At 72.9% G+C, this 21786-nt stretch carries 13 protein-coding genes and 1 pseudogene; 7 read left to right on the top strand and 7 right to left on the bottom strand.

Annotation, left to right across the window (positions count from 1 at the left end; genetic code table 11):
• The first annotated feature begins 91 nt into the window (after window positions 1-91).
• From ACIQMU_RS21895 to ACIQMU_RS21875, 5 genes and pseudogenes are all read left to right on the top strand, one after another.
• The gene (locus ACIQMU_RS21895) at window positions 92-922 is read left to right on the top strand and encodes a sugar phosphate isomerase/epimerase (RefSeq protein WP_352242835.1); all 831 of its coding nucleotides are present in this window, start codon (window positions 92-94) and stop codon (window positions 920-922) included.
• Window positions 923-953: 31 nt separating this feature from the next.
• Window positions 954-1568: a TetR family transcriptional regulator gene (locus ACIQMU_RS21890; RefSeq protein WP_356733160.1), complete on the top strand. Its 615-nt coding sequence runs from the start codon at window positions 954-956 to the stop codon at window positions 1566-1568.
• A gap of 175 nt (window positions 1569-1743) precedes the next feature.
• Window positions 1744-3594, top strand: a complete 1851-nt coding sequence (gene ilvD, locus ACIQMU_RS21885) for a dihydroxy-acid dehydratase (RefSeq protein WP_352242748.1) — start codon at window positions 1744-1746, stop codon at window positions 3592-3594.
• Between the two features lie 72 nt (window positions 3595-3666).
• Window positions 3667-3894, top strand: a pseudogene (locus tag ACIQMU_RS21880) (SH3 domain-containing protein); the annotation flags it as partial.
• A gap of 42 nt (window positions 3895-3936) precedes the next feature.
• On the top strand, window positions 3937-4494 hold the full coding sequence (locus ACIQMU_RS21875) for a hypothetical protein (RefSeq protein ID WP_402689499.1): 558 nt from the start codon (window positions 3937-3939) through the stop codon (window positions 4492-4494).
• Between the two features lie 45 nt (window positions 4495-4539).
• On the opposite strand, the gene ACIQMU_RS21870 is transcribed toward ACIQMU_RS21875, so the two are convergent.
• Complete coding sequence (locus tag ACIQMU_RS21870; RefSeq protein ID WP_352242746.1) at window positions 4540-4962, bottom strand: DUF3291 domain-containing protein; 423 nt, start codon at window positions 4960-4962, stop codon at window positions 4540-4542.
• An 84-nt stretch (window positions 4963-5046) separates the two neighbouring features.
• Here ACIQMU_RS21870 and ACIQMU_RS21865 point away from each other — a divergent pair, with 84 nt between their 5' ends.
• Both ACIQMU_RS21865 and ACIQMU_RS21860 read left to right on the top strand, forming a co-directional pair.
• Entirely contained in the window at window positions 5047-5682 is a 636-nt protein-coding gene (locus tag ACIQMU_RS21865) for a MerR family transcriptional regulator (RefSeq protein WP_352242745.1), read from the top strand.
• Between the two features lie 250 nt (window positions 5683-5932).
• On the top strand, window positions 5933-6880 hold the full coding sequence (locus ACIQMU_RS21860) for a BTAD domain-containing putative transcriptional regulator (protein ID WP_402689498.1): 948 nt from the start codon (window positions 5933-5935) through the stop codon (window positions 6878-6880).
• Between the two features lie 64 nt (window positions 6881-6944).
• Here ACIQMU_RS21860 and ACIQMU_RS21855 read toward each other — a convergent pair whose 3' ends face one another.
• Genes ACIQMU_RS21855 through ACIQMU_RS21830 form a run of 6 tightly spaced genes read right to left on the bottom strand, consistent with a single transcriptional unit; the run spans window position 6945 to window position 21631 of the window.
• Entirely contained in the window at window positions 6945-8234 is a 1290-nt protein-coding gene (locus ACIQMU_RS21855) for an FAD-dependent oxidoreductase (protein WP_352242743.1), read from the bottom strand.
• Between the two features lie 23 nt (window positions 8235-8257).
• Window positions 8258-9049, bottom strand: coding sequence for a 4'-phosphopantetheinyl transferase superfamily protein (locus ACIQMU_RS21850; RefSeq protein WP_402689497.1), 792 nt, complete (start codon window positions 9047-9049; stop codon window positions 8258-8260).
• Between the two features lie 20 nt (window positions 9050-9069).
• Entirely contained in the window at window positions 9070-10863 is a 1794-nt protein-coding gene (locus ACIQMU_RS21845) for an acyl-CoA dehydrogenase family protein (protein WP_352242741.1), read from the bottom strand.
• A gap of 8 nt (window positions 10864-10871) precedes the next feature.
• Window positions 10872-12572, bottom strand: coding sequence for an acyl-CoA dehydrogenase family protein (locus ACIQMU_RS21840; protein WP_402689496.1), 1701 nt, complete (start codon window positions 12570-12572; stop codon window positions 10872-10874).
• Window positions 12569-14200 (bottom strand): PfaD family polyunsaturated fatty acid/polyketide biosynthesis protein, encoded by a 1632-nt coding sequence (locus ACIQMU_RS21835; protein WP_402689495.1) that lies wholly within the window; start codon window positions 14198-14200, stop codon window positions 12569-12571. The genes ACIQMU_RS21840 and ACIQMU_RS21835 overlap by 4 nt, the downstream gene beginning before the upstream one ends.
• Before the next feature lie 39 nt (window positions 14201-14239).
• Entirely contained in the window at window positions 14240-21631 is a 7392-nt protein-coding gene (locus ACIQMU_RS21830) for a beta-ketoacyl synthase N-terminal-like domain-containing protein (protein ID WP_402689494.1), read from the bottom strand.
• Window positions 21632-21786 lie beyond the last annotated feature (155 nt).

Raw genomic sequence — 21786 nt, 5'->3', positions numbered from 1 at the left:
CGGTGACGGGTCCCATGGTCCTGATCACTTTCCGCCAGGAGACCTCGGCGTGGCGCACCGCTGCCCGTACGCTGTCCTGGTGGCAGAACCAGTGGTGCGCGTCCCGGATGCGAAGGTCGCCCTGTCAACGGCCTCGGTCTACCCCGAGTCCACCGCGACGGCCTTCGAGATCGCCGCGCGCCTGGGGTACGACGGCGTCGAGGTCATGGTCTGGACCGACCCCGTCAGCCAGGACATCGAGGCCCTGCGCCGGCTCTCGGACTACCACCGGGTCCCGATCCTCGCGGTGCACGCCCCCTGTCTCCTGATCACGCAGCGGGTCTGGTCCACCGACCCCTGGGTCAAGCTCCAGCGGGCCAGGGCCGCCGCCGAGAAGCTCGGCGCCTCCGCCGTCGTGGTGCACCCGCCGTTCCGGTGGCAGCGCAACTACGCCCGCGACTTCGTGACCGGGATCTGGCGGATGGCAGAGGAGACGGACGTCCGGTTCGCCGTGGAGAACATGTACCCGTGGCGCTACCGGGACCGGGAGATGCTCGCGTACGCCCCGGACTGGGACGTCACCAACGACGACTACCGGCACTTCACGGTCGACCTCTCGCACACCGCGACCGCCCGCACCGAGGCGCTCGCCATGGTGGACCGGATGGGCGACCGGCTCGCCCACGTCCACCTCGCCGACGGCAAGGGCTCGGCCAAGGACGAGCACCTGGTGCCCGGCCGGGGCGACCAGCCGTGCGCGGAACTGCTGGAACGCCTGGCCCGTACGGGCTTCGACGGCCATGTCGTCATCGAGGTCAACACCCGCCGCGCGATGTCGTCCGCCGAACGCGAGGCCGACCTCGCGGAGGCGCTGGCCTTCACCCGCCTCCACCTGGCGGCCTCCGCCCCGGCGGACCCGGCCGCCGAGCCCCGCCGCCCGTGAGCCCGGTCCTCCCGTGCCCCCAGGACGGCCCGTGACCGAGGACGCCGCCCCGCGCCGCCGGGGACGCCCCTCCCGCAAGGCCGCGTCCGAGGGGCCCGACGCCCGGACGCGCATCCTGGAGGCGGCCCGTACGGAGTTCGCCGAGCGCGGCTACGACAAGACGTCGGTCCGGGGCATCGCCAGGGCCGCCGGGGTCGACGCGGCCCTCGTCCACCACTACTTCGGCACGAAGGACGAGGTCTTCGCCGCCGCCGTCGAGGTCACCTTCGAGCCCGCCCTGGTCGTCCACACCGTGCTCGGCGGCCCGCCCGGCGGGCTGGGGGAGCGGCTGGCGCGCTTCTTCCTCTCGGTGTGGGAGGACCCGGCCACCCGTTCCCCCCTGCTGGCGGTCCTGCGCTCCGCGCTGACCCACGAAGCGGCGGCGAAGGTGCTGCGGGACTTCGTCCTGCGGCGGCTGCTGGAGCGGATCGCGGCGGAGCTGGACGTCCCGGACGCGACCTTCCGCGCCGAGCTGGCCGCCTCGCACATGATCGGCATCGCGATGCTGCGGTACGTGATCCGGACCGAACCGCTCGCCTCCGCCGACCCGGAGGACATCGTGGCGATGGTCGCCCCCGCGCTCCAGGGATACTTGGGCGAGCGCTGACCCCGTACGGCCGACGGGTACGGGGCCGGGTGGCCGGCCGGCCGTCGCCCACCGGTCGGCGCGTCCCGCATTCCGGACGGGCTGTCCGGATCGTGGATTCGGGGCGTACGCTCGAACGCAGTCTTTCCTGCCCGAATTCGGAAGGCAGTCTTCTCTGCCGAAGGAGCGAGCGACGATGCCGCAGCTGAGGTCCCGCACGGTCACCCACGGACGCAACATGGCGGGCGCGCGCGCCCTTATGCGCGCCTCGGGCGTAGCGAGCGCGGACATCGGCAAGCCGATCATCGCGGTCGCCAACTCGTTCACGGAGTTCGTCCCCGGCCACACCCACCTCGCCCCGGTGGGCCGGATCGTCTCCGAGGCGATCCTGGCGGCGGGCGCGGTCCCGCGCGAGTTCAACACCATCGCCGTGGACGACGGCATCGCGATGGGCCACGGCGGCATGCTCTACAGCCTGCCCTCCCGCGACCTGATCGCCGACTCCGTGGAGTACATGGTCGAGGCGCACTGCGCGGACGCGCTGATCTGCATCTCCAACTGCGACAAGATCACCCCGGGCATGCTGATGGCCGCCATGCGCCTCAACATCCCGACCGTCTTCGTCTCCGGCGGCCCGATGGAGGCCGGCAAGGCCACCCTCGTCGACGGCACGGTCCGCAAGCTCGACCTGGTCAACGCGATCAGCGACGCGGTCGACGAGTCCGTCTCCGACGAGGACATACTCCGTATCGAGGAGAACGCCTGCCCCACCTGCGGCAGCTGTTCCGGCATGTTCACCGCCAACTCGATGAACTGCCTGACCGAGGTCCTCGGCCTCTCCCTCCCCGGCAACGGCTCCGTCCTCGCCACGCACACCGCCCGCAGGGCGCTGTACGAGCAGGCCGGCCGCACGGTGGTCGACATCACCCGGCGCTACTACGAGCAGGACGACGAGACGGTCCTGCCGCGCGCCATCGGCACCCGCGCCGCCTTCGACAACGCGATGGCGCTGGACATCGCCATGGGCGGCTCGACCAACACGATCCTGCACCTGCTGGCCGCCGCCGAGGAGGCGGAGCTGGCCTACGACCTGGACGACATCAACGAGGTCTCCCGGCGGGTCCCGTGCCTCTCCAAGGTCGCGCCCAACGTCGCCCCCGGCGGCACGTACTACATGGAGGACGTCCACCGGGCCGGCGGCATCCCCGCCCTCCTCGGCGAGCTCCACCGCGGCGGTCTGCTGAACGAGGACGTGCACGCGGTGCACTCCGACACCCTCGCCGAGTGGCTGAAGAACTGGGACGTCCGCGGCGGCTCCCCGTCCCCCGAGGCCGTCGAGATGTGGCACGCCGCCCCCGGCTGCGTCCGCTCCGCGACAGCCTTCTCGCAGTCCGAGCGCTGGGACACCCTCGACCTGGACGCGGCGGGCGGCTGCATCCGCGACGTCGAGCACGCCTACTCCGAGGACGGCGGCCTCGCCGTCCTCAAGGGCAACCTCGCCGTGGACGGCTGCGTCGTGAAGACGGCCGGCGTCGACGAGTCGATCTGGACCTTCGAGGGCCCGGCCGTCGTCTGCGAGTCGCAGGAGGAGGCCGTCGACAAGATCCTCCGCAAGGAGATCTCGGCGGGCGACGTCGTCGTCATCCGCTACGAGGGCCCGCGCGGCGGCCCCGGTATGCAGGAGATGCTCTACCCCACCTCCTTCCTCAAGGGGCGGGGCCTGGGCAAGGTCTGCGCGCTGGTCACCGACGGCCGCTTCTCCGGCGGCACGTCGGGCCTCTCCATCGGCCACGCCTCACCCGAGGCGGCCTCCGGCGGCACCATCGCGCTCGTGGAGCACGGCGACCGGATCCGGATCGACATCCCGAACCGCTCCATCGAGCTGCTCGTCGACGACGCGGAACTGGCCACCCGCCGCGCGGCGCTGAACGGCGTGTACGCGCCGAAGAACCGCGACCGCAAGGTCTCGGCCGCGCTGCGCGCCTACGCGGCGATGGCGACGAGCGCGGACCGCGGCGCGGTGCGCGACGTCACCAAGCTGGGCTGACCCCCCGGCCCCCGAGCGCCGGACCCCCCGGGCCCGGCCCCGGGCCGCCGGGCCCTCGGCCCCTACGCCCCGGCCAGCGGTACGCGGACCCGGCTCGCTCACCAGGCGCCCGGGTCCGCGCCGTCCAGGGTGAAGACCGAACCGTCCGGCGTCCCGATCTACTGCCAGAAGCCGGGGGAGCGGGTCACGGGCCCGTACGGCACGTCGAACCTCTGGGACGACATCGCCAACGGGCAGTTCGTGTCCGGCGCCTACGTCCGCACGGGGCGTGACGGCTGCATCGCACCGCGTTGCGACTGACCGGTCCGCGCACGGCCGGGGGCAGCGGGGATAATCGACCCCGTGAGCGAGAACAGCGCAGCCCCCGGCACCCCGCCCGGCGGAGGAGTTTCCTCCGCCGGCGCCCCCACGGCCCCGGGCCCGCGGCCCGAGCCCATCCGTTTCTTCGGTACGACGTGGGTCGGCCACGACGGCGGCTACGGCCTCCGGCGCGTCGGCGTCGCGGCCGGCTCGCTGGCCGCCGCCGCGGCCGCCTGCCTCGTCCTGCGCTTCGCCTACCAGGGACTGGAGATCGCGGAGGTCGGAGGCTTCGTCGGGGTGCTGGTGATCGCGATGTTCTCGATCTGCAGCGCCATCGCGTTCCGCAAGACCTGGGAGGGCTTCGGCGCCCGCCCGAAGGACCCGGCCCGCGAGGACAACCTGCGCGGACTGAAGTCGATCGGGTTCATCGGCTCGCTCCTCGCCTACTTCGTCCGGTCGCTGACCGAGGCCCCGGGCGAGAAGCTGCGCCGCGCCGAGTACGAGCGGGCCCGCGTGCAGTTCGAGAGGCGCCGCTCCACGCGCACCGGCAACCCGGCGGCCCGCAGGACGTCCGGCCGCAAGCGCCCGAAGCGCGGCTGAGCCCGGCCCAGGGACGGGGGAGACCCTGGGCCGGGAGACTGTGGGTCAGCGGCCCGGGCCGCTCTGTGCCGCGTCGATGCGGGCCTGCTCCTCGATGTGCCGCTTGGCGTCCTCCCAGGTGATGGGCAGCTGGGCCACCGGCACCTCCCAGAAGGTGAACGTCGACGCGCCCATCACGGAGCGCAGCCCGGTCATGACGCTCTTGTGGGGTTCGGTCCGCGCGTAGGTGTAGAGCGCGTCCTTGTCCTCCCAGGCGGAGAGCGTGTAGAAGACGCCCTTCAGCAGCTGGGCCTCCAGGGAGGCTCCGAGGGCGCCCGGCGCCTTGCGCACCTGACCCCAGGCGGAGAGCGACTTCAGGAAGAACCGCGGGGTGTGCTTGCCGGATTTCACCTCCAGGCGTGAGGCCATGACAAAGGCGGTGGTGTCGGGCCGGGCCGGGTTCGGCGTCGTCCAGGGAAGAGTCGGCACGGTATCCTCGCAACACAGTTGGTGAGTGGCGGTATCTATATTAGACAGTGGTACTGCCTAACCGCCAGTGGGAGCTGAATCCGCGTGAGAATTTCCGAGCTGAGCCGTCGCAGTGGTGTGGCCACCGCGACGATCAAGTACTACCTGCGGGAAGGGCTGCTGCCGCCCGGGCGGGCCACCGCCGCGACTCAGGCGGAGTACGGCGAGGTGCATGTGCGCCGGCTGCGGCTGATCCGGGCACTCATAGGGGTGCGGGGGCTGACCGTGAGCGCGGCCAAGGACGTGCTGGACGTCTTCAACGAGGGCAGGGCCGACACGCACGAGCTGCTCGGACTGGTCTTCGGCATCCGGCCGCCCGCCGAGGAGGACGCGAACGCCGCGGAGGGCGCTGCGCCGGACGAGGACGCCTCCGGGGTGGACGGCCTGATCGCGGAGATGGGATGGACCGTCTCCGAGCACAATCCCGCCCGGGAGACCATCACCCGGACCCTGCACACCCTCAACTCCCTGGGAATGGATTACGGCTGGCGCTCCCTCCTGCCCTACGCGGCACTGGCCGAGCAGACGGCCACGCTCGACCTGGACCAGCTCCAGGAGCCGGACGACCCGCTGGAGAAGGCGGAACGCGCCGTCCTGCTGACCGTCCTGCTGGAGCCCGCACTGCTGGCCCTGCGCCGGCTCGCGCAGGAAGCCGAGTCGACGGTCCGGCACCGCCGCTGACGCCCCGGCGGGCGTGCTCCGGACAGCCGCGGAGCCTCGGCCCCATGCCAGCACGGCGACGGGGCCCGGCGCCTGAGTGGCCGGTACTCACCTCTCTTCCGCGATCCCCTCCGCTCCGCCGGGCGCGGACCGTGTGATCCGCGGGTGAAGTGAGTGGCTGTCCCTCACGTTTCTCCGTGCGCCCGAATGGTCTTCTCACGTGTGAATGCACACGGCGGACGTCATTCACCGCATGTGGGGAGGCATGGGTATGCAGTTCAGAATTCTGGGCCCGCCCGATCTTTTCGACGAGGAGTGCCGCCTTCGGACGCCGCTGACCAGCCCCAAACAGAATCGGCTGCTCGGAGCACTGCTGTCCCGGCCGAATTCCCTCGTCCCGAGGGAGGAACTGGTGCGCGAACTCTGGGCCGGACGGGCGCCGAAACAGGCGCGCAGCGCCCTCAACGCCCATGTCTCGGGACTGCGGAAGAGCGTGGCGACGGCGGAGGGGACGAGGGGCGCGCGGGCGCGCCTGGTCACCGGGGCCGGCGGCCTCACCCTGCGGGTGTCGCCGACGGACACGGACGGCGGGCGCTTCTGCCTGGCCGTCTCCCGGGCCCGGAGCCGCTGCCGGACGGCCCCGGAGGACGCCTACGGCATCCTGCGGGAGGCCCTCTCGCTGTGGCGCGGCGCCGTCCTGGAGGGCGTCGGTCCGCACGGGCCCCTCGGCGCCGTCCTGGCCGACCGGCTCCAGGACGTGCGACGGCAGGCGCTGGAGCTGCTCTTCGACGCGGCCCTGAGTACCGGCCGGCACGCGGACGTCCTCTCCGAACTGCGGGAAGCCACCGTCACCCACCCGCTGTGCGAGCGGTTCCACGACCAGCTGATGCTGGCCCTGTGCCGCTCCGGCCGGGGCGGGGAGGCGATCGGCGTCTACACCGAGGCCCGGTGCCGGCTCACCGCGGCCCACGGCCACACCCCGCTGCTGCGCGCCCGCCTCGAACAGATCGGCGCGCAGTCCCCCGAGCTGTCCGCGGCGGGGGCGCGGACGCCGGCCGCCTTCCCGCCGCCCCGGGCGCCGGCCCGCCGCGGGGAGGCCCGGCCCCACCGGTTCATGGTCCGGCACATCGAGCGGGAGGACGGGCCGGCGGAACGCTCGGCCCTCGGGTTCCTGACCGACCTCCTCAGTGGCCGGGAGCTGCACACCGGCGGAGTGTGAGGGGCCACGAAAAGCGTCCCGGAGAATCCGACCAGGATTCTCCGGGACGCTTTTGTGCGACCGCTCAGAGTTCGCTGATGATCCGGGCCGCGACATCCATTCCGGAGGAGTATCCGGCCTCGTGCGAACCTATCTGGTCCACACCGTGGCGCTTGGCGTGGAAATAGGAACCGCACAGCTTCACACGCGTGCCGTCATTGACGTCGTAGATGTCCTTCTGCATGTCGCGGACGGCCACGTCGATGATGGGGTGGGTGTAGGGGAATTCGGCGATGACGGTCGCCGGATCCACCTCGCCCGGGTAGTCGAGGGTGACGAAGTAGTCCTTCTCGGCGGTGAATCCGTGCAGCTTGTTCATGTAATAGGCGACGTAGGTCTTCGGCTGCCCGTCGACCTCGACCTTGCCGTAGTTCCACGCCTCCCAGCGCTCCCGGTCCGCCGGCACCACGGACGGGTCGGTGTGCAGGATGACCGACGAGCCGTTGTACGTCACCGTGGAGAGCACCTCGGTCTGCCGCTCGGAGGGGTTGTCCAGCAGCGCGAGCGCCTCGTCGGCGTGCGCGCCGACGACCACGTAGTCGAACCGCTCGGTTCCCCGCGCGGTGGTCACGGTGGCCCCGTCGCCGTCCTGGTGGATCGCGGTCACCGGCTCACCGGACCGGATCTCCGGGCCGATCGCGGCCAGCGCCTTGCGTACGTAGGAGATGGAACCGCCCCCGACCGTACGCCAGTCCACCTCACGGCCGCCGAGCCCGCCCTCGTCGTGGCCCATGAAGAACGCGATGGCGGTGCTGGCGGGCATCTGCCAGATCAGCTCGGCGGGGATCGACCAGACGGCCGAACACAGCAGGATCACGTACGAGTGGCGGAACGCCTGGCTGTAGCCGCCCCGGTCCAGGTACTCGCCGAGGGGGATGTCGGCCTTCTTGCGGACGAAGTCCTTGCGCCCCTCGGTGTGGAAGCGCCGCGCCTCCCGCCAGATGGTGAGGAACTCCTCGGAGTAGCGGGCGGACACCTCCTCCTCGCTCATGTCGAGTTCCTTGGTCCCGTACTCCAGCCCGCTGTCCAGGTCGAAGAAGTTGAAGGCGCCGCGGTGCTCGACGGCGTCGACGCCCAACTCCTCGAAGAACTCGCACAGGTTGGTGTAGGCGGGGCGGTTGAACACGACGAAGGCGGTGTCGATGCCGAGGGTGCGGCCGTTCTCCTCCACCTCGACCGTGTTGGCGTGACCGCCCAGGCGGTCCTCCCGCTCGAAGATCGTGATCCGGGCGCTGTCGCGCAGGTGATAGGCGGCCGAGAGTCCGGAGACACCGGCTCCGACGATGGCCACGCGCGGGCGGGTGGGCTGTGACATGGAAGTGTCCTTCGTGGTCGGTCTCAGACGGACGTCAGGTCCGTGTGCGAGAGGTCCAGGGGCGCGTGGCCCACGTGTGCGGGGCCCCGGGGCGAGAGGTCCGGGGACGGGAGAGGGGCGAGGTCGACACGGCGGAGTCCGTGCGCGAGGCCGTCCTCGGTGGCGACGGCCACCAGGTAGCCGGGTGCGGGCCGGAGCAGGTCGAACCACCAGCGGGAGGCGGTGCCCGCCGGCCGCTGCCGGTCGTGGACCCGGATACGGCCGCCGCCGCGCGGGCCGAACGCGAAACCGGACAGGTCCCGGGTGAGCCCGGTGCCCAAAGCCTTGAGGTAGGACTCCTTGAGCACCCACAGCTCCCCGGCGACGGCGTCGCGCACGCCGGGAGCCGCGGCGGCCAGCTCGGCCCGCTCGGCGGGTGCGAGCCGGGGCTCCAGCCGCGACGTCAGCCCGGCGGGCGCGGGATCGGGGCCCACATCGACCCCGCACCCCCGCCCCCGGGTGACGACGCAGGCGATCAGCCCCTCGGTGTGCGAGAGGTTGAACCGGAGCCCCTCCCCGTCGGGCAGGGGCTCCGGCCGGCCGTGCTCGCCGGCCGTGAAACGCCAGTGCTCCAGGGGTCGGGGGACCCGTGAGCTGAGGGCGTAGCGGCACAGCAGCCGCGCACCCAGATAGCGCCGCCGCGCCCCCGGGGTCAGCCGTCGGCCGAGACCTGCCCGCTCCTCGGCGGTGAGCAGCCGGGTGCCGCCGAGCGCGGCGGCGAAGCGGTCCACCGCGTACTCGGGCAGCAGCCACAGGAAAGCGGCGTCGGACGGCATGGGCGGCGGCCTCCGGAATCTCAGCGGCGGGCGGCGGCGGGGACGCCGGACCGCTTGGCGAGCGAGAACTGCCAGTGCGAGAACAGCTTGTCCTCCCGGTGCAGCCGGCGCAGCACGGCCATCACCTCGTCGATGTCCGTCTGCTCCGTGATCTGCTCGACCGGGTGGATGTGGCGGCGCAGGCGCTCCAGCATCAGCAGCAGCAGCGCGCCGCTCGGCAGCGGGTCCTCGGTCGCCCCGTGCGAGTGCGTGAAGGTGAGCACACAGGCCGCCACCGCGTGCAACAGGCAGTACTCCTTGGACAGTTCGAACAGCTCCGCGGAATGCCCGTAGGCCCGCCCGAGCCGCGTCCTGAGCGCGGCGGCCCGGTCGGACAGGGCCGCCGTCCGGCCCAGCAGCTCCTCGGCCGTGTCGGCCGCCCGCTCCAGCCGCCGCCGCTCTGCCCCCTCGGCCGCCGCGGCGAACTCCCGCAGCCTGCGCACGCCGTCGGGGGCGGCGAGGAGCGCGTCGTCCGCGCCCCGGCTGAACAGCTCCTGCTTCCAGGGCTCGTAACGCGGGAGCTCCCGGTCCATGCCGAACAGCACTCCGGCGCGTTCGGAGGCCGCCGCACGGGTCTCGGCGGAGGCGTCGCGGACCGTGTTCAGCAGCCCGTCGAGCTGCTGGCCGAGGTTGCGGAGGTTCACCACGGTGTTGCCGTCGGCGATGTTGGCGACCAGCAGATCGCGCAGCATCTTCTGGTACGGGCCGTAGTGCGGGTGGTCGCGCAGGAAGAACCGGGCCCCCAGGACCGTGTTCAGCTGCGACATGCTCTTCTCCAGCAGGGTCGGCACGAGGTACTTCACCGCCGACGACCACACACTGATCTGCTCCGGCGCGGCCTGGAGGCAGCGCACCGCTCCCAGGCTCATGGCGTCGGCGATCATCAGGTCGGCGAACACCTCGGTCAGCTGCCGGCGGCTGTAGGGCACGTCGCTGACCGCGGTGCCGAAGATCACCCGTTCCTCGGTGAAGTCCAGGGTCAGCCGCAGCCCCGTGTCGACCGCCGAGAGCGGCAGGCTGCCGATCACGCTGCGCGCCACCTGCGTGGCCTTGAGCGCTATCTCCAGCCCCTGGCCCTCGGCCCCCAGCAGCGCGGTGTCCGGCACGAAGGCGCGCTCCAGGCGCAGCCCGCTGAGGTCGAGGGCCCGCAGTCCGTGCAGCTTCTCGACGGGCAGTTCCTCGACGGCCCCGGCCGCCAGCTGCCACTTGTCGACGACGAAGATGGAGTACGCGCCGGGGCCGTTGCGGCTGCCCGTCCGCGCGTACACCAGCATCGTGTCGGCGACGGTGGCGTTGCCGATCAGCCACTTCTCGCCGGTCAGTTCATAGCCGCCCTCGACCTTGACGGCGGTCATCTCGTTGGCGATCAGATCGCTGCCGTGTTCGCGCTCGGACAGCCCCCAGGACAGGCCGCCGCCCCGCTTCATCGCGGCGATGGCGGCGGCCTTCTGCTCGTCCGTGCCCGCGATCCACAGCGGCATGAAGCTGAGGTTGGTGATCACCAGGCAGGTGGCGGTGGTGCAGTCCCGGCGGGCGACCAGGCGCATCAGGTTGAAGCCGGTCTCCACATTGCCGGCCCGGCCGCCCTGCTCCGCGGGCAGGGAGTACTCGTGCGTGCCCCAGCGGCGCAGTTGGCTGACGAAACCGAAGGGGTACTCCTCGTGCTCGTCGTGGTCCATCACCCGGCGGAAGGACATCCGGCTGCCGTCGTCGGAGGGGTCTCCGAGATACTGCTCCAACTCCGCCGCCAGCGCGGTGAGATCGGCCTTGGACATGAGGACTCCTATCGGGTCGACGCCAGCGTGACGGGCAGGGCGGAGAAGAGCTGTCCGGACTCCCGCAGTGCCTCGACGGCGTCCAGGGCGGGCAGCAGGGCGGCGCCGTGACGCCGGGGGTCCACGCCGTCGGCGCGGGCGAGCAGATAACCGAGCACGGCGCCCAGCCAGCCCGTGGAACCGGGCTTCGTGCCGTACAGCGAGCGGTCCCGGTTGGCGTGCCACAGATGGACGCAGGCCGCGGCGGCGTGCAGCCACGCGTACCGCTCGGCCGCGTCCACCAGGGCGTTGGGATCGGCGTCGCGCCGCTGGGCGTCGCGGATCAGCTCCCCGAGTCCGCCGACGGCGGCGGCCAGCCCGCACAGCAGCCCGCCCGTCACCTCGTCCTCCTCGGCCACGCTCCCGGTCGTCTCCGCGAGCACCGCCCCGAGGCCGGCGAGAACGGGGTCGGCGCCCCGGGCGAACATGTCGAGCCGGGACACCTCGTACGGGGGAAGCTCCGCGTCGAGATCGAAGACCGTGGCCGGCGCCCCGGCCTCGGACGAGGCGCCGGCCCCTGTCAGCGTCGGCAACTGACCGGCGTAGGAGCGCAGGTTGGCCAGGGTGCTGGAGTCGATGACCCGCACCACCCCCGAGTCCCGCTGGAGCTTCTGGAAGAGCCCGGTACCGCGCTCCCCCTCCCGCAGCACCGAGCGGGTCGCGAGAACCGTGCCGCAGCGGCGGATCAGCTCGTCGCAGGATTCGGCCACCACGTGCTTGGCGACCGGGGCCCAGACGCTGAACACCTCGGGCAGCACATGGACCCCGCGGGCCGCGCTCGTGGCCACCACGTCCGCCGCCAGCAGGGCCGCCGAGGCGACCGCCAGTTCGCGCCGGGGGTGGGGGGACTCGGTGAGCGGCCTCCGGCCGACCTTGCGGCCGGACGCGAAGTCCAGGGCGATGCGCACCGCGCTGTCGGCGATGCCGAGGCTGCCGGCCATGCTCATCAGCCGCACCGCCTGCTGCGCCTTCACCGCGGCCTCCAGACCCTCGCCGGTCCTGCCGACGAGCGCGTCCTCGGGCACCCGCAGCCCGGTGAAGCGCATCCGGGCCAGATCGATGCCGCGCATCCCGCCGGTGCGGACGGCCGGTACCCGTTCCAGTTGTCCGGGCTCCGCGGACGCCACGTCCAGCAGCACCGCCGAGAAGGCGGCCGGCCCCCGGCCTCCGATGCGGGCGACCACGTAGACCGCCTCGCAGCGCATCCCCAGGCCGACCATCCACTTCTCGCCGTCCAGCACCCCGTCGGCCAGCCGCACCTCGCCCGCCAGCAGGTCGCTGCCGTGCTCCGCCTCGGTGAGCGCGAAGGCAACCGCCCCGCCGCCGCGCAGGATGCGCGCCGCCCGCTCCCGCTGCGCGGGCGAGCCGTGCAGCTGGAGGCAGGTCGCGGCGATGATGCTGAACATCGTGCCCGGCATGACGTTGACGTCCCGCCGGGCCGCGCACCGCACCAGAGTGAGGCTGCGGTCGAACGACCGGAACGTGCCGCCCCACTCGGGGGGCAGGTAGTTGAGGTGGAATCCGGCGCCGATGAGCGCCTCGCACAGCGCGGTGGGGAACTCGTCGCGCTCGTCGCGGGCGACCGCCGCCGCGAACCCGTGCGGCAGGCTGTCGTCGCCCGGGTCGCCGAGCAGCTCCTCCAGCCGCTCCGGGGTCAGCTCCGCGTTCATCGCAGCCCTGCCGGGGTTCCGTCGGCCGGGGCCTCCAGCGGTACGGGACGGTAGTCGCCGACACCCGCCGGAATCCGCACGCCGAGGCTGCGCAGCTGGGCGAGGCGGGTGTGGAAGGCCGCGCCCAGCATCAGGTGGTGGGCCACGTCGGCGACCCGCCGGTTGCCCGGCGTCTTCAGATAGCTGCCGGTCACCCAGTCGTTGAAGCTGCCCATCGCCGGGCCGCACCAGACCTGGTAGTCCATCGTCCGGTCGGGGTCGCCGGTGACCGCCCAGCGCGAGGACATCCCCAGGTACCACCGGAAGACGAGCGCCATCCGCCGCTTGGGGCTGCCCGCAGCACGGGCGAGCTGCTCCGGGTCGCGTCGCTCGAAGTAGCCCACGCACTCCTGCCAGACGTCCTCCAGCGGGCGCCGGAAGACCTGCTGCTCCAGCTTCGCGCGCTCGGCGGCCGGGATGGCCTCGATGCTGTCGTGCGCCTGGTAGAGCTGGTAGAGCTTCTTGGCCCGCATCGGGAAGAGCGTGCCCTTCTTCAGGACCTGGAGCTCCACCCCCATCTCGAACATGTCGGCCGCGGGAGCCATGTCGCAGTCGGCGATCCCCGCCTCCGCGAGCATCGCCTTGGACGCCGTGGATGCGCCCGACTCCAGGCACGACTGGTTCACCGAGCCGGTCACCACGTAGGCGGCCCCCATGGCGAAGGCGGCCGAGACCGCGACGGGGGTGCCGAGTCCGCCGCCCGCGCCCACCCGGATCGGCACGGCGTAGCGGTGCTCGCGCTGCACGGTGTCGCGCAGCCGCAGGATCGTCGGCAGCAGCGCCGGCAGCGGGCGGCGGTCGGTGTGGCCGCCCGAGTCGGCCTCGACGGTGATGTCGTCGGCCAGCGGCACATGGTGGGCGAGCGCGGCCTGCTCCTGGGTGATCAGCCCCTGCTCCAGCAGCGAACTGACCAGGGTCGCGGGCGCGGGGCGCATGAAGCGCTCCGCGGTCTCGGTCCGGGAGATCTTCGCGATCAGCCGGTTGTCGGCGACGACGGAGCCGTCCGGCTCCCGGCGGAGCCCGGCCAGCCGGTAGCGGACCACGTGCGGGGTCAGGTTGAGGTAGGCGGACGCCTCGACGCAGCGCACGCCGTGCCGCAGGAAGAGCTCCACGGCCTCCCGCTCCAGCCGGTCCTCGCTGGGGCTGTGGATGAGGTTGACCGCGTACGGCAGGCCGGGGATCTCGACGGCGAACCTGCCGAGCGCCTTCTCGATCGTCCCGGGCAGCAGCCCGGCCGCCCCGTAGGAGGCGAGGAAGCCTTCCCGGGCGAGGGCGACGACCATGTCGGCCGACGCGATGCCGCCCGCCATGGCCCCGGCCATGTACGGGCTGCGCACGCCGTGCGCCGTGAGGAAGGCGGCCGACCCCAGCCGCTGCGGGGGCAGCGGCTGGGCGGCGCTGAGCAGCGGCCAGCCGCCGGCCTCGTCGTTGGAGACCACGGAGCCGCCGGAGACGGCGCCGATTCCCTCCGGGGTGGCGACGATGAAGCAGGGCTGGTCAAGGTCGGCGAGGGCGTTGTAGATCCCCGCCGCGTCCGTGCTGGGGTACCGCTCTCCGGACCACCGGAGAGGAGTGTCGTGAAGTGGCATGGCGAACGAAGCTCCTAGGGCTGAGCGCTGGTCGGGCCGTCAGGCGTCGGCGGAACGGACCTCGATGGCCACGTCGGTGAGTTCGTAGATGCGCAGCCCCGGCTTCGACAGGTCCGCGTCGGCGATGACCAGCAAGCGGCCCTCCTCGCGGCGCACCTCCTTGATGTGCACGTCGAACTGGAGCTCGCGGTCGTCGCGCAGAATCTGGCCGCGGTACTTCCAGGCGGTCTCGACCTCGGTGGCCATCGCGAAGCGGGGCCGCTCGATGCCCTCGGCGAGGTCCTGCTCCAGGACGAAGAGCCGCATCGCCTGGAGGATCGCCTCGACGCCGAGCGATCCGGGCATCACCGGGTCGCGGTGGAAGTGGCAGTCGAAGTACCACTCGTCCGGCCGGATGGCGCGGTAGCCGTGCAGGTAGCCCTGCCCGTGCCGACCGCCGTCGGTGACCAGGTCCACCCGGTCCACCAGGGCGAACCGGCCCCCCGGCAGGTGCAGGTGGCCGCCGGACGGGTCGCTGTAGGCGGGGGCGTCCGCGTCCAGCTCGATCCGGCGGACGCGGTCGGCGGACGGCTTCTCCGTCTCGATCCAGGGAGCTACGTACTTGCCGGCGTCCAGGCCCACCTGGTTGGCCAGGGCGGCGTCGCTGAAGTAGCCGAACAGCGACTCGCCGGTGTAGAACACCTCGCCGTCGGCGGAGAGTTCGTAGCTGAAGTTCTGGAGCACCGCACCGGATACCGCGCTCGTCATGAGGAGCTTGGAGTGGTGGCGGATCGTCTTGCCGCGCAGGTCGACGTCCTTGACGAGGGTCGCCCGGCCGTCGAGGTTGCGGATCGCGTACTGCTCCTCCGGCGACTCCAGCGTCGCGCCGAGGTAGTAGCCGAGGAAGATCGCGGCCTGGAGCGAGCTCTCCATGTAGACCGCGTTCGGCATGTGCGGGTGGGAGTTCTCCTCGTAGTACCAGGCGTCGTGCGGCGAGTCGTACTCGGTGACCATCTCCGAGCCGGGGCTGCGCAGGTCGCCCCGGGTGCCCTTGAGGGACATCACCCGGTCCACGAACTGGAAGTCGCCGTTCGGGATGTACGGTGCGCGGCTGTCGCGGTAGACCTCGAACTCCGGTCCCATGGCGACGTCCAGGAGGCCCTTGGCCGCGTGGGCCAGGTGCATCTCGTTGATCATCGCGGCCTCGCCGTCGCGGTTGCGGCGGCCGAGGAAACGGGGGACGCCGCCGGCCTCGGGACGGTAGGGCGTGCCCTCCTTCTCCCGGACCTGGAGACCGAGGCCCTTCATCCGGATGACCGGCAGGTCGCCCAGGTAGATGAGCACGTCGGCGATGACCGTGGCCCGCGGCAGGAGCGTGAGCTCCATGACCTCGACCTCGTACCGGATCTCCTGGTGCTCCTGGGTGATCTGGCCGCGGACCTGGACCTCGATCGGTACGTCGGTGACGCACTGGAACCGGGCGTCCGGCAGCGTGAGGTGCATGCCCTGGTGCATGAGGTAGATCTGGAGCAGCTGGACCGCTCCCTCGGCCACCAGCGAGCCCGCGAGCACGTGGTCGTCCGGGAAGTGGCAGGTGAAGTACCAGGCGTCCGGCTCCAGGCGCTTGACGGCGCTGAGGGTGCCGAGGCCGCGCGGGCCGCCCTTGCGGTCGATGACCACCTCGTCGATCATCCGGAGCTTGGCGTCGGGCAGCCGGATCGCCGGGTTGACGCCCGGGTCCTGGGCGTGGTCCGGGCCGAAGACGTCCCCGGGGCGGCCCTGGGACAGGGCCTCCAGGTCCTCGGGGGTGAGGTGGTTCCGGTCGGTGTACGCGAGGGGCTTGAAGTACCCCTTGGGCAGTGCCGCGCGGGCCGCCTTCTCCTTGTCGGTCATCACCACGCCGAGCGGTGTGGCGAGTTCTTCCTTGCTGAAGAACCCGGCGCAGGCGTCGTGCAGTTCGAGGATCAGCTCGCCGTCGGCGTAGCAGTGGTAGCTGAAGAAGAAGAGCGTCGTGTCGCCCTGGTGCACGAAGCGGTCGATGGAGATGTCGTACCGCAGGGTCTGACCGGTCCGGGGCAGGTTCCCGCGGAAGATCAGCGTGCTGTCCAGGAGGCGGTAGACCCGCTCGCCCTTGTTGCGGAAGTCGATGCCCAGATAGCTGACGAGCAGCAGGTCGCACTGGCCCGCCTCGACGGTGACGGCCGGCGGCACGCCGCCGTCCACGGCGTACCAGGCGTCCTCGGGGACGTCGTACTCGGTGGTGATCGTGGCGGGCTTGAACTCACCGGTGGTGCCGTCGAGCGCGGTGACGCGGGAGACGAAGTGGTAGGGCGGCGCGGGCAGCCGCACCCGCTTGTCGTACCCGTCGATGACGCCGAACTCGGGCCCGAAGACCTTGGCGACGGAGCCGACCGCGAACTCCAGGAGATCGTCCTCGTCCCAGATGACGCCCTCCTTGGCCGCTGGCCGCCCGGCCTCGGGCGTGGGAGCGGCGGCGGGTGCCGGGACTGGGGCGACGGGCGGTGCGGCCGGAGGCAGGGCGGCCGTGGGAGCGGCCGCGGGGAGCGGCGGCGCGGGCGCCGGGGCCGGCGCGACGGGGGCCGGGTCGGCCTGGGGCGCGCCGCCGTCCAGCAGCGCCTCGACGCGGGAGAGCGTCGCGCCCTGGAGGATGCGCTGGGTCTCCATCACGACGGAGTGCGTGGCGACCATCTGCTGGCGGATCTCCCGCACCAGGTCGGCGGCGGGGGCCGGTGAGCCGTCGGCCGGAGCGGCCGGGGCCTCGGCCGTACGGGCCGCCGAGGCGGGCGCGGCGGGCGCGGGGGGCGGGACGGCCGCCCCGGCGGGAGCCGGCGGGGCGACGTCCCCGTGCGGTGCGGGCGCCCAGGGGAGGAAGGAGATCGGGTCGCCGTCGAAGGTGATGACCTCCGCGTCGGCGAGAGTCGGATCGGCAGGCATGGCGGAGTCCTCCGGCGGTACGGACGGGACGGGGGCGGGCGGGACGGCTGGGCGGGGAGTTCCGGGGCCCGGGGCGGCTGGTGTGCCGGGGCCTCCCGCCGCGGACGCGGCGCCGGTGGCCGCCGGCCGGTGGCCGGCGGACGCTCCCGAGGCGGCGAGCGCGGCGGCGGGGACGGCTGGGACGGCGTCCGCGGCCGCACCCGCGGACGCCGTCGCGGCGATGCTCCGGGCCACGCGTGCCGGGACCGGGTCACCGCCGCCCACACGGAAGCGATGGGCGCGGGAGTTCCGCGCGGCGGTCGAGGGGGATTCCAGCAGCGCCGACAGGTCCAGTTCCAGACCGTTGCCGATCAGGCGGGCCACCAGCCGGGCCACCGACCTGGCCGTGGAGACGCCGCGCCGGTCCACGGACACCGCGGCGTGCGGGGCGTCCCCGAGCGTGTCGTGGATCCAGCGCGAGCAGGTCGCGCCGGGTCCGACCTCGATGAAGTAGCGGAAGCCGCGGTCGTGGGCGTCGCGCACCAGGCGGGCGAAGTCGATCGTCGAGCGCAGCGTCCAGGCGATACGGCGCGCGATCTCGCCCCGCTCCAGGACCGGCAGGGCCTCGTAGTCGTACGCGCTGAACAGCTCCAGGTCGCCGAACGAGCCCGTGGGGTAGTCGTTCAGTCCCGCGAGGCCCTCCAGCTCGGCGTCCACGGCCGGGCAGTGCATGACGACGTTGACGGGCGAGCGCGCCGCCGGGCAGCCCAGCTCCTTCACGAGCGCGCGGCACTGCTCCGGGTCGCCCGCGACGACCAGTTCCGCCGGGGTGTTGACGTGGGTGAGGTAGACCCGGTCGTAGCGGGGCAGCGCCGCGCGTACCGAGTCCGCGTCGGTGAGCAGCACATGGCTGGCCCACAGAGACGTGTCGGGGGCGGAGGCCGGCAGCTTCCACAGCTCGCGCACCGTGTGGCGCGGCCCGCACAGCCGGTCCTTGAAGATCGGGGTGTCGCTGATCAGGTCGTCGCGGCGACCGCCGGTCTGCCAGCCGCCGGTGGCGAAGAGCATGCTCGACTCACCGAGGCTGTAGCCGAACGCGCCGTGCGGCCGGACCTTGAGCACCTCGCGTACGAGGTCCGTGTACAGGATGGCGAAGTTGGTTCCGGTGGCGAGCATGAAGGGCACGTCGTCGCCGAGACCGGCCTCCAGCGCCATCAGCTCGCGGCGGCCCAGCGCACTTTGGCTGCGGGGGTAGAGCGAGGCGGCGCGCAGCTGGCGCTCGGGCTGCGTCGCGTCCTCCTCGAACCGGTCCAGCAGGCCGGGGAAGGCGCGGAAGAAGTCCTGGCCCAGCCCCGGGTAGGAGTTGAACGCCCCCGGGTAGACCAGCGCCACCTTGCCGTCGGGGCCGATGGGCCGTGCGGTGAAGTAGCTGCCCGCCGGGGTCGCCCACTCGCCGCCGCTCGCGTACACATCGCCGAGATCGCGTGCGGCCAGCCTGAGCTGGGCCAGCAGCTCGTCGCGGTCCTGGCCGACGAGCACCACCCGCAGCCTGCCGTCCGCCAGCTCCCGGGCGGCCTGCCGGGCGAGGTCGTACGGATCGGCGTCGGCGACCAGCTCCGCGTGCCGCTCGACCGCGCCGAGCAGCGCCTCGAACGAGTCCGCCGACAGCGGCAGCACGACCGGACCGCCGGCCCGCCGCCAGTCGGCCGGGGCGACCCGGCCCCGGGTGGCGTCGGCGGAGAGCACGAGGTGCCCGTGTGCCCCGGAGGGCCCGACGAAGTTGACGGCGGCGTACCTGCGCGCCCCCTTGCTCCGGCGCAGCCACGGCTGCGACGCGGTCGGGACGTACAGCGCGGACGCGCCGAAGTCGTCGGCCAGTTCGGCGGCGGGACGCGTCCAGTCGCCGGTGCCCGGGAGGTACCCGTGGTGCAGGCACAGCACGGACCGGATGAGCCCGGCCATGGTGGCCGCGCACCCGGCGTCGCCGACGAGGGACTTGGCGCTGCCGAGGGCCACTCCTTCGCCCCCGGCCGGGTAGATCCGGGCCAGGGCGGCGATCTCGGCCCGGTCCTGGGGGCCGGTGCCGCCCGCGTGGGCCTCCAGATAGCCGATGTCGTCCGCGGTGACGCCCGCGGTCGCGAACGCCTCCTCGGCCGCCGCCACGAGCGTCGCCGCGTCGGCCTCCGGCACCACGCCGTCCACCGGGGCGGCGTGGCGGATGGCGACCGCGTCGAGCCGGGCGTAGGCGGGGCGCTCCCGCTCGCCGGGCCGGGTGACGACGACCGCCCCCGCGCCCTCGCCGATGCGCCGGCCGCGCGAGCCCTCCCCGAAGGTCAGCCCGGCCTCGCCCACCACGTCCGGGCGGAGCAGCAGGTTCTCCGCCGACCCCGCCAGGTCGACCGCACCGACGAGGACCGCCTCGATGCTGGGGTCGAGCAGCAGCAGCCGGGCGACCTCCAGTGCCTCGGCGGTGCCCGAGCCGTCGGAGGAGACGGTGAAGGAGGGACCGGTGAGGTTCCAGAGGGAGGAGATGCGGCTGGCCATGACGTTGCCGATGAAGCTCAGCACCTCGTTGGCGACGATGGGGTCCACCACCGCGTCCCGGCCCGCCGCGCTCATGGCGGCGAGCTGCTCCTCGTCCACCGCGACCCCGGCCCGGGCGAACTCCTCGCGGACGAAGGCGCCCAGGTTGCGGCGGGTGAGCCGCAGGTGGGTCATCGGCTCGATCTCCATCCCGACCACCACCGCGATACGCCGGGGCTCGGGCGCGCTCCGGCCCGGGGCCGTCGCACGGCTGAACCCCGCGTCCCGCAGTGCCTCGTCGGCGACCTTCGTGACCAGGGCGTGCTGGAGGTTGTACGTCCGCAGGTCGGCCGGCGGGATCTTGAGGTCCACGGGGTCGATGCCGAGACCGTCGACGAACGCGCCGTTCGGCACGGTGCCGGGGGCGACGCCGGTGGCGGCCTCCAGCGAGCCGCCGCGGGTCTGGTCCAGGCCGCGCCAGCGGCGCTCGGGCAGCGGGATCAGCGCTCCGGCCCCCTGGTGGACCGATTCCTCGAAGGCGTCGAGGGAGTCGAGCGGGCCGAAGTGCGCGCCGAGACCGACGATGTCGAGCGTGGGCACGTCGGCCGGCTCCGCGGCCCCGGGCTCCGCGGCGGTGGCGGTGGCCGCCTCCGAGAGCACCACGTGGGCGTTGGTCCCGCCGAAGCCGAACGCGGACACCGCGGCCCGGCGGGGGCCCTCGCCCTCGGGCCAGGCGCGGCCGGTGCGGACGAGGGACGCCTCGCCGACCCGTCCGTCCTTCGAGGACACGGGCTCGGTCACGCCGATGGTCGGCGGGATGTGGCCGTTGCCCATGGCGAGCACGACCTTGAGGAGGCTGCTGAGGCCCGCCACGGTGAGCAGGTGGCCGATGTTGCCCTTCACCGAGCCGATGAGCGGCACCCGGCCCGCCCCGCCGAAGAACTCGGCGACGGAGTCCGCCTCGGTGGCGTCCCCGATGGGGGTTCCGGTGGCGTGGCACTCCAGGTAGTCCACGGTGGCCGGGTCGACACCGGCGTCGGCGTAGGCGTGCTCGTACGACTGGAGCTGCCCGCCGCCCTGCGGGACGAGGAGGTGCCGGCCACTGCCGTCGTTCGTCAGCCCGATGCCGTCCACGACGGCGTGGATGCGGTCTCCGTCGCGTACCGCGTCGGACAGCCGCTTCACCGCGACCATGCCGGCGCCCTGGCCGGTGAGGATGCCGCCGGACCGGCTGTCGAAGGGCTGGCTGAAGCCGTCGCGGGGGTACGCCTGGAGGTCGGAGAACGACAGGTGGATCAGGGTGGGGTCGGGTGCGCAGACACCGCCGGCGAGCACCATGTCGGCCTGGCCGGCCGCGAGGTGGTCGCACGCCAGCTTGAGCGCGTACAGCGCGGAGGAGCAGGCGGCGTCCAGGGCGTAGCGGGGGCCGCCCAGCCCGAGCGCGCTCGCGGCGACCGAGGCCGGCGACCCGCTCACCCGCAGATCCTCGGGACGCAGCCGGGACGGGTCGATCCGCCGGCTCTCGTCGGCCAGCGCGCCGAGCGGCGGGTGCCCGGCCTGTCGCAGTCCTTCGAGTACCGATTCCTGGACCAGGGGGACGCTGACGGCCGCGGAGGCCGGGGTGGGGAAGGAGTAGTTGCCGAGGATCAGAGCGGTGCGGTCCAGGGCGCCGGGGCGGTCCAGCTGCCCGCTGTCGCGCAGCGCCTCGCGGGCGACGTGCAGGGACCAGTGGAAGATCCGGTCGAGCCCGGAGAGGTGGCCGGGATCGAGGAGGAAGCCCTCCGGGTCGAAGGCGAATTCGGTGACGAACCCGCCGCGTGTGCAGTAGATGGCGTGCTGCGGATCCGCGTCCCTGGCGTCGAGGCCGGGCCCGAAGATCTGCTCGCCCCCTTCCCCGCGGTTGTCCGTCCCGGCGTGGAGGTTCTGCCAGAACTCGGCAGGGGACTCCGCACCTGGGAACAGGCAGGAGAGGCCAACGATGGCGTACTTGCTCATGAGAGCTTTACGGTCCCTTCTGAGGGGCGGGGCCGGGGCCGGCCGGGGGGGGGGGGGGCCCCCGGGGGGCCCCCCCCCGGGGCGGGGGGGGGGGGGGGCGGGGCGCCCCCCCCGGGAAAGGGCGCCACACACGGGCGGGGAGCACCCCCCCCACC

Source organism: Streptomyces sp. NPDC091649 (assembly GCF_044756785.1).
Lineage (GTDB): Bacteria > Actinomycetota > Actinomycetes > Streptomycetales > Streptomycetaceae > Streptomyces.
Note: the sequence above shows the minus strand (reverse complement) of the source record. Positions and strands in the feature narration are given on the sequence as shown.

Excerpts from the sequence above, each read along its gene's own strand:
- ilvD (WP_352242748.1), top strand. The coding sequence starts at position 1,744 with ATGCCGCAGCTGAGGTCCCGCACGGTCACCCACGGACGCAACATGGCG.
- ACIQMU_RS21860 (WP_402689498.1), top strand. The coding sequence starts at position 5,933 with ATGCAGTTCAGAATTCTGGGCCCGCCCGATCTTTTCGACGAGGAGTGC.
- ACIQMU_RS21855 (WP_352242743.1), bottom strand. The coding sequence starts at position 8,234 with ATGTCACAGCCCACCCGCCCGCGCGTGGCCATCGTCGGAGCCGGTGTC.
- ACIQMU_RS21850 (WP_402689497.1), bottom strand. The coding sequence starts at position 9,049 with ATGCCGTCCGACGCCGCTTTCCTGTGGCTGCTGCCCGAGTACGCGGTG.
- ACIQMU_RS21845 (WP_352242741.1), bottom strand. The coding sequence starts at position 10,863 with ATGTCCAAGGCCGATCTCACCGCGCTGGCGGCGGAGTTGGAGCAGTAT.
- ACIQMU_RS21840 (WP_402689496.1), bottom strand. The coding sequence starts at position 12,572 with ATGAACGCGGAGCTGACCCCGGAGCGGCTGGAGGAGCTGCTCGGCGAC.
- ACIQMU_RS21835 (WP_402689495.1), bottom strand. The coding sequence starts at position 14,200 with ATGCCACTTCACGACACTCCTCTCCGGTGGTCCGGAGAGCGGTACCCC.
- ACIQMU_RS21830 (WP_402689494.1), bottom strand. The coding sequence starts at position 21,631 with ATGAGCAAGTACGCCATCGTTGGCCTCTCCTGCCTGTTCCCAGGTGCG.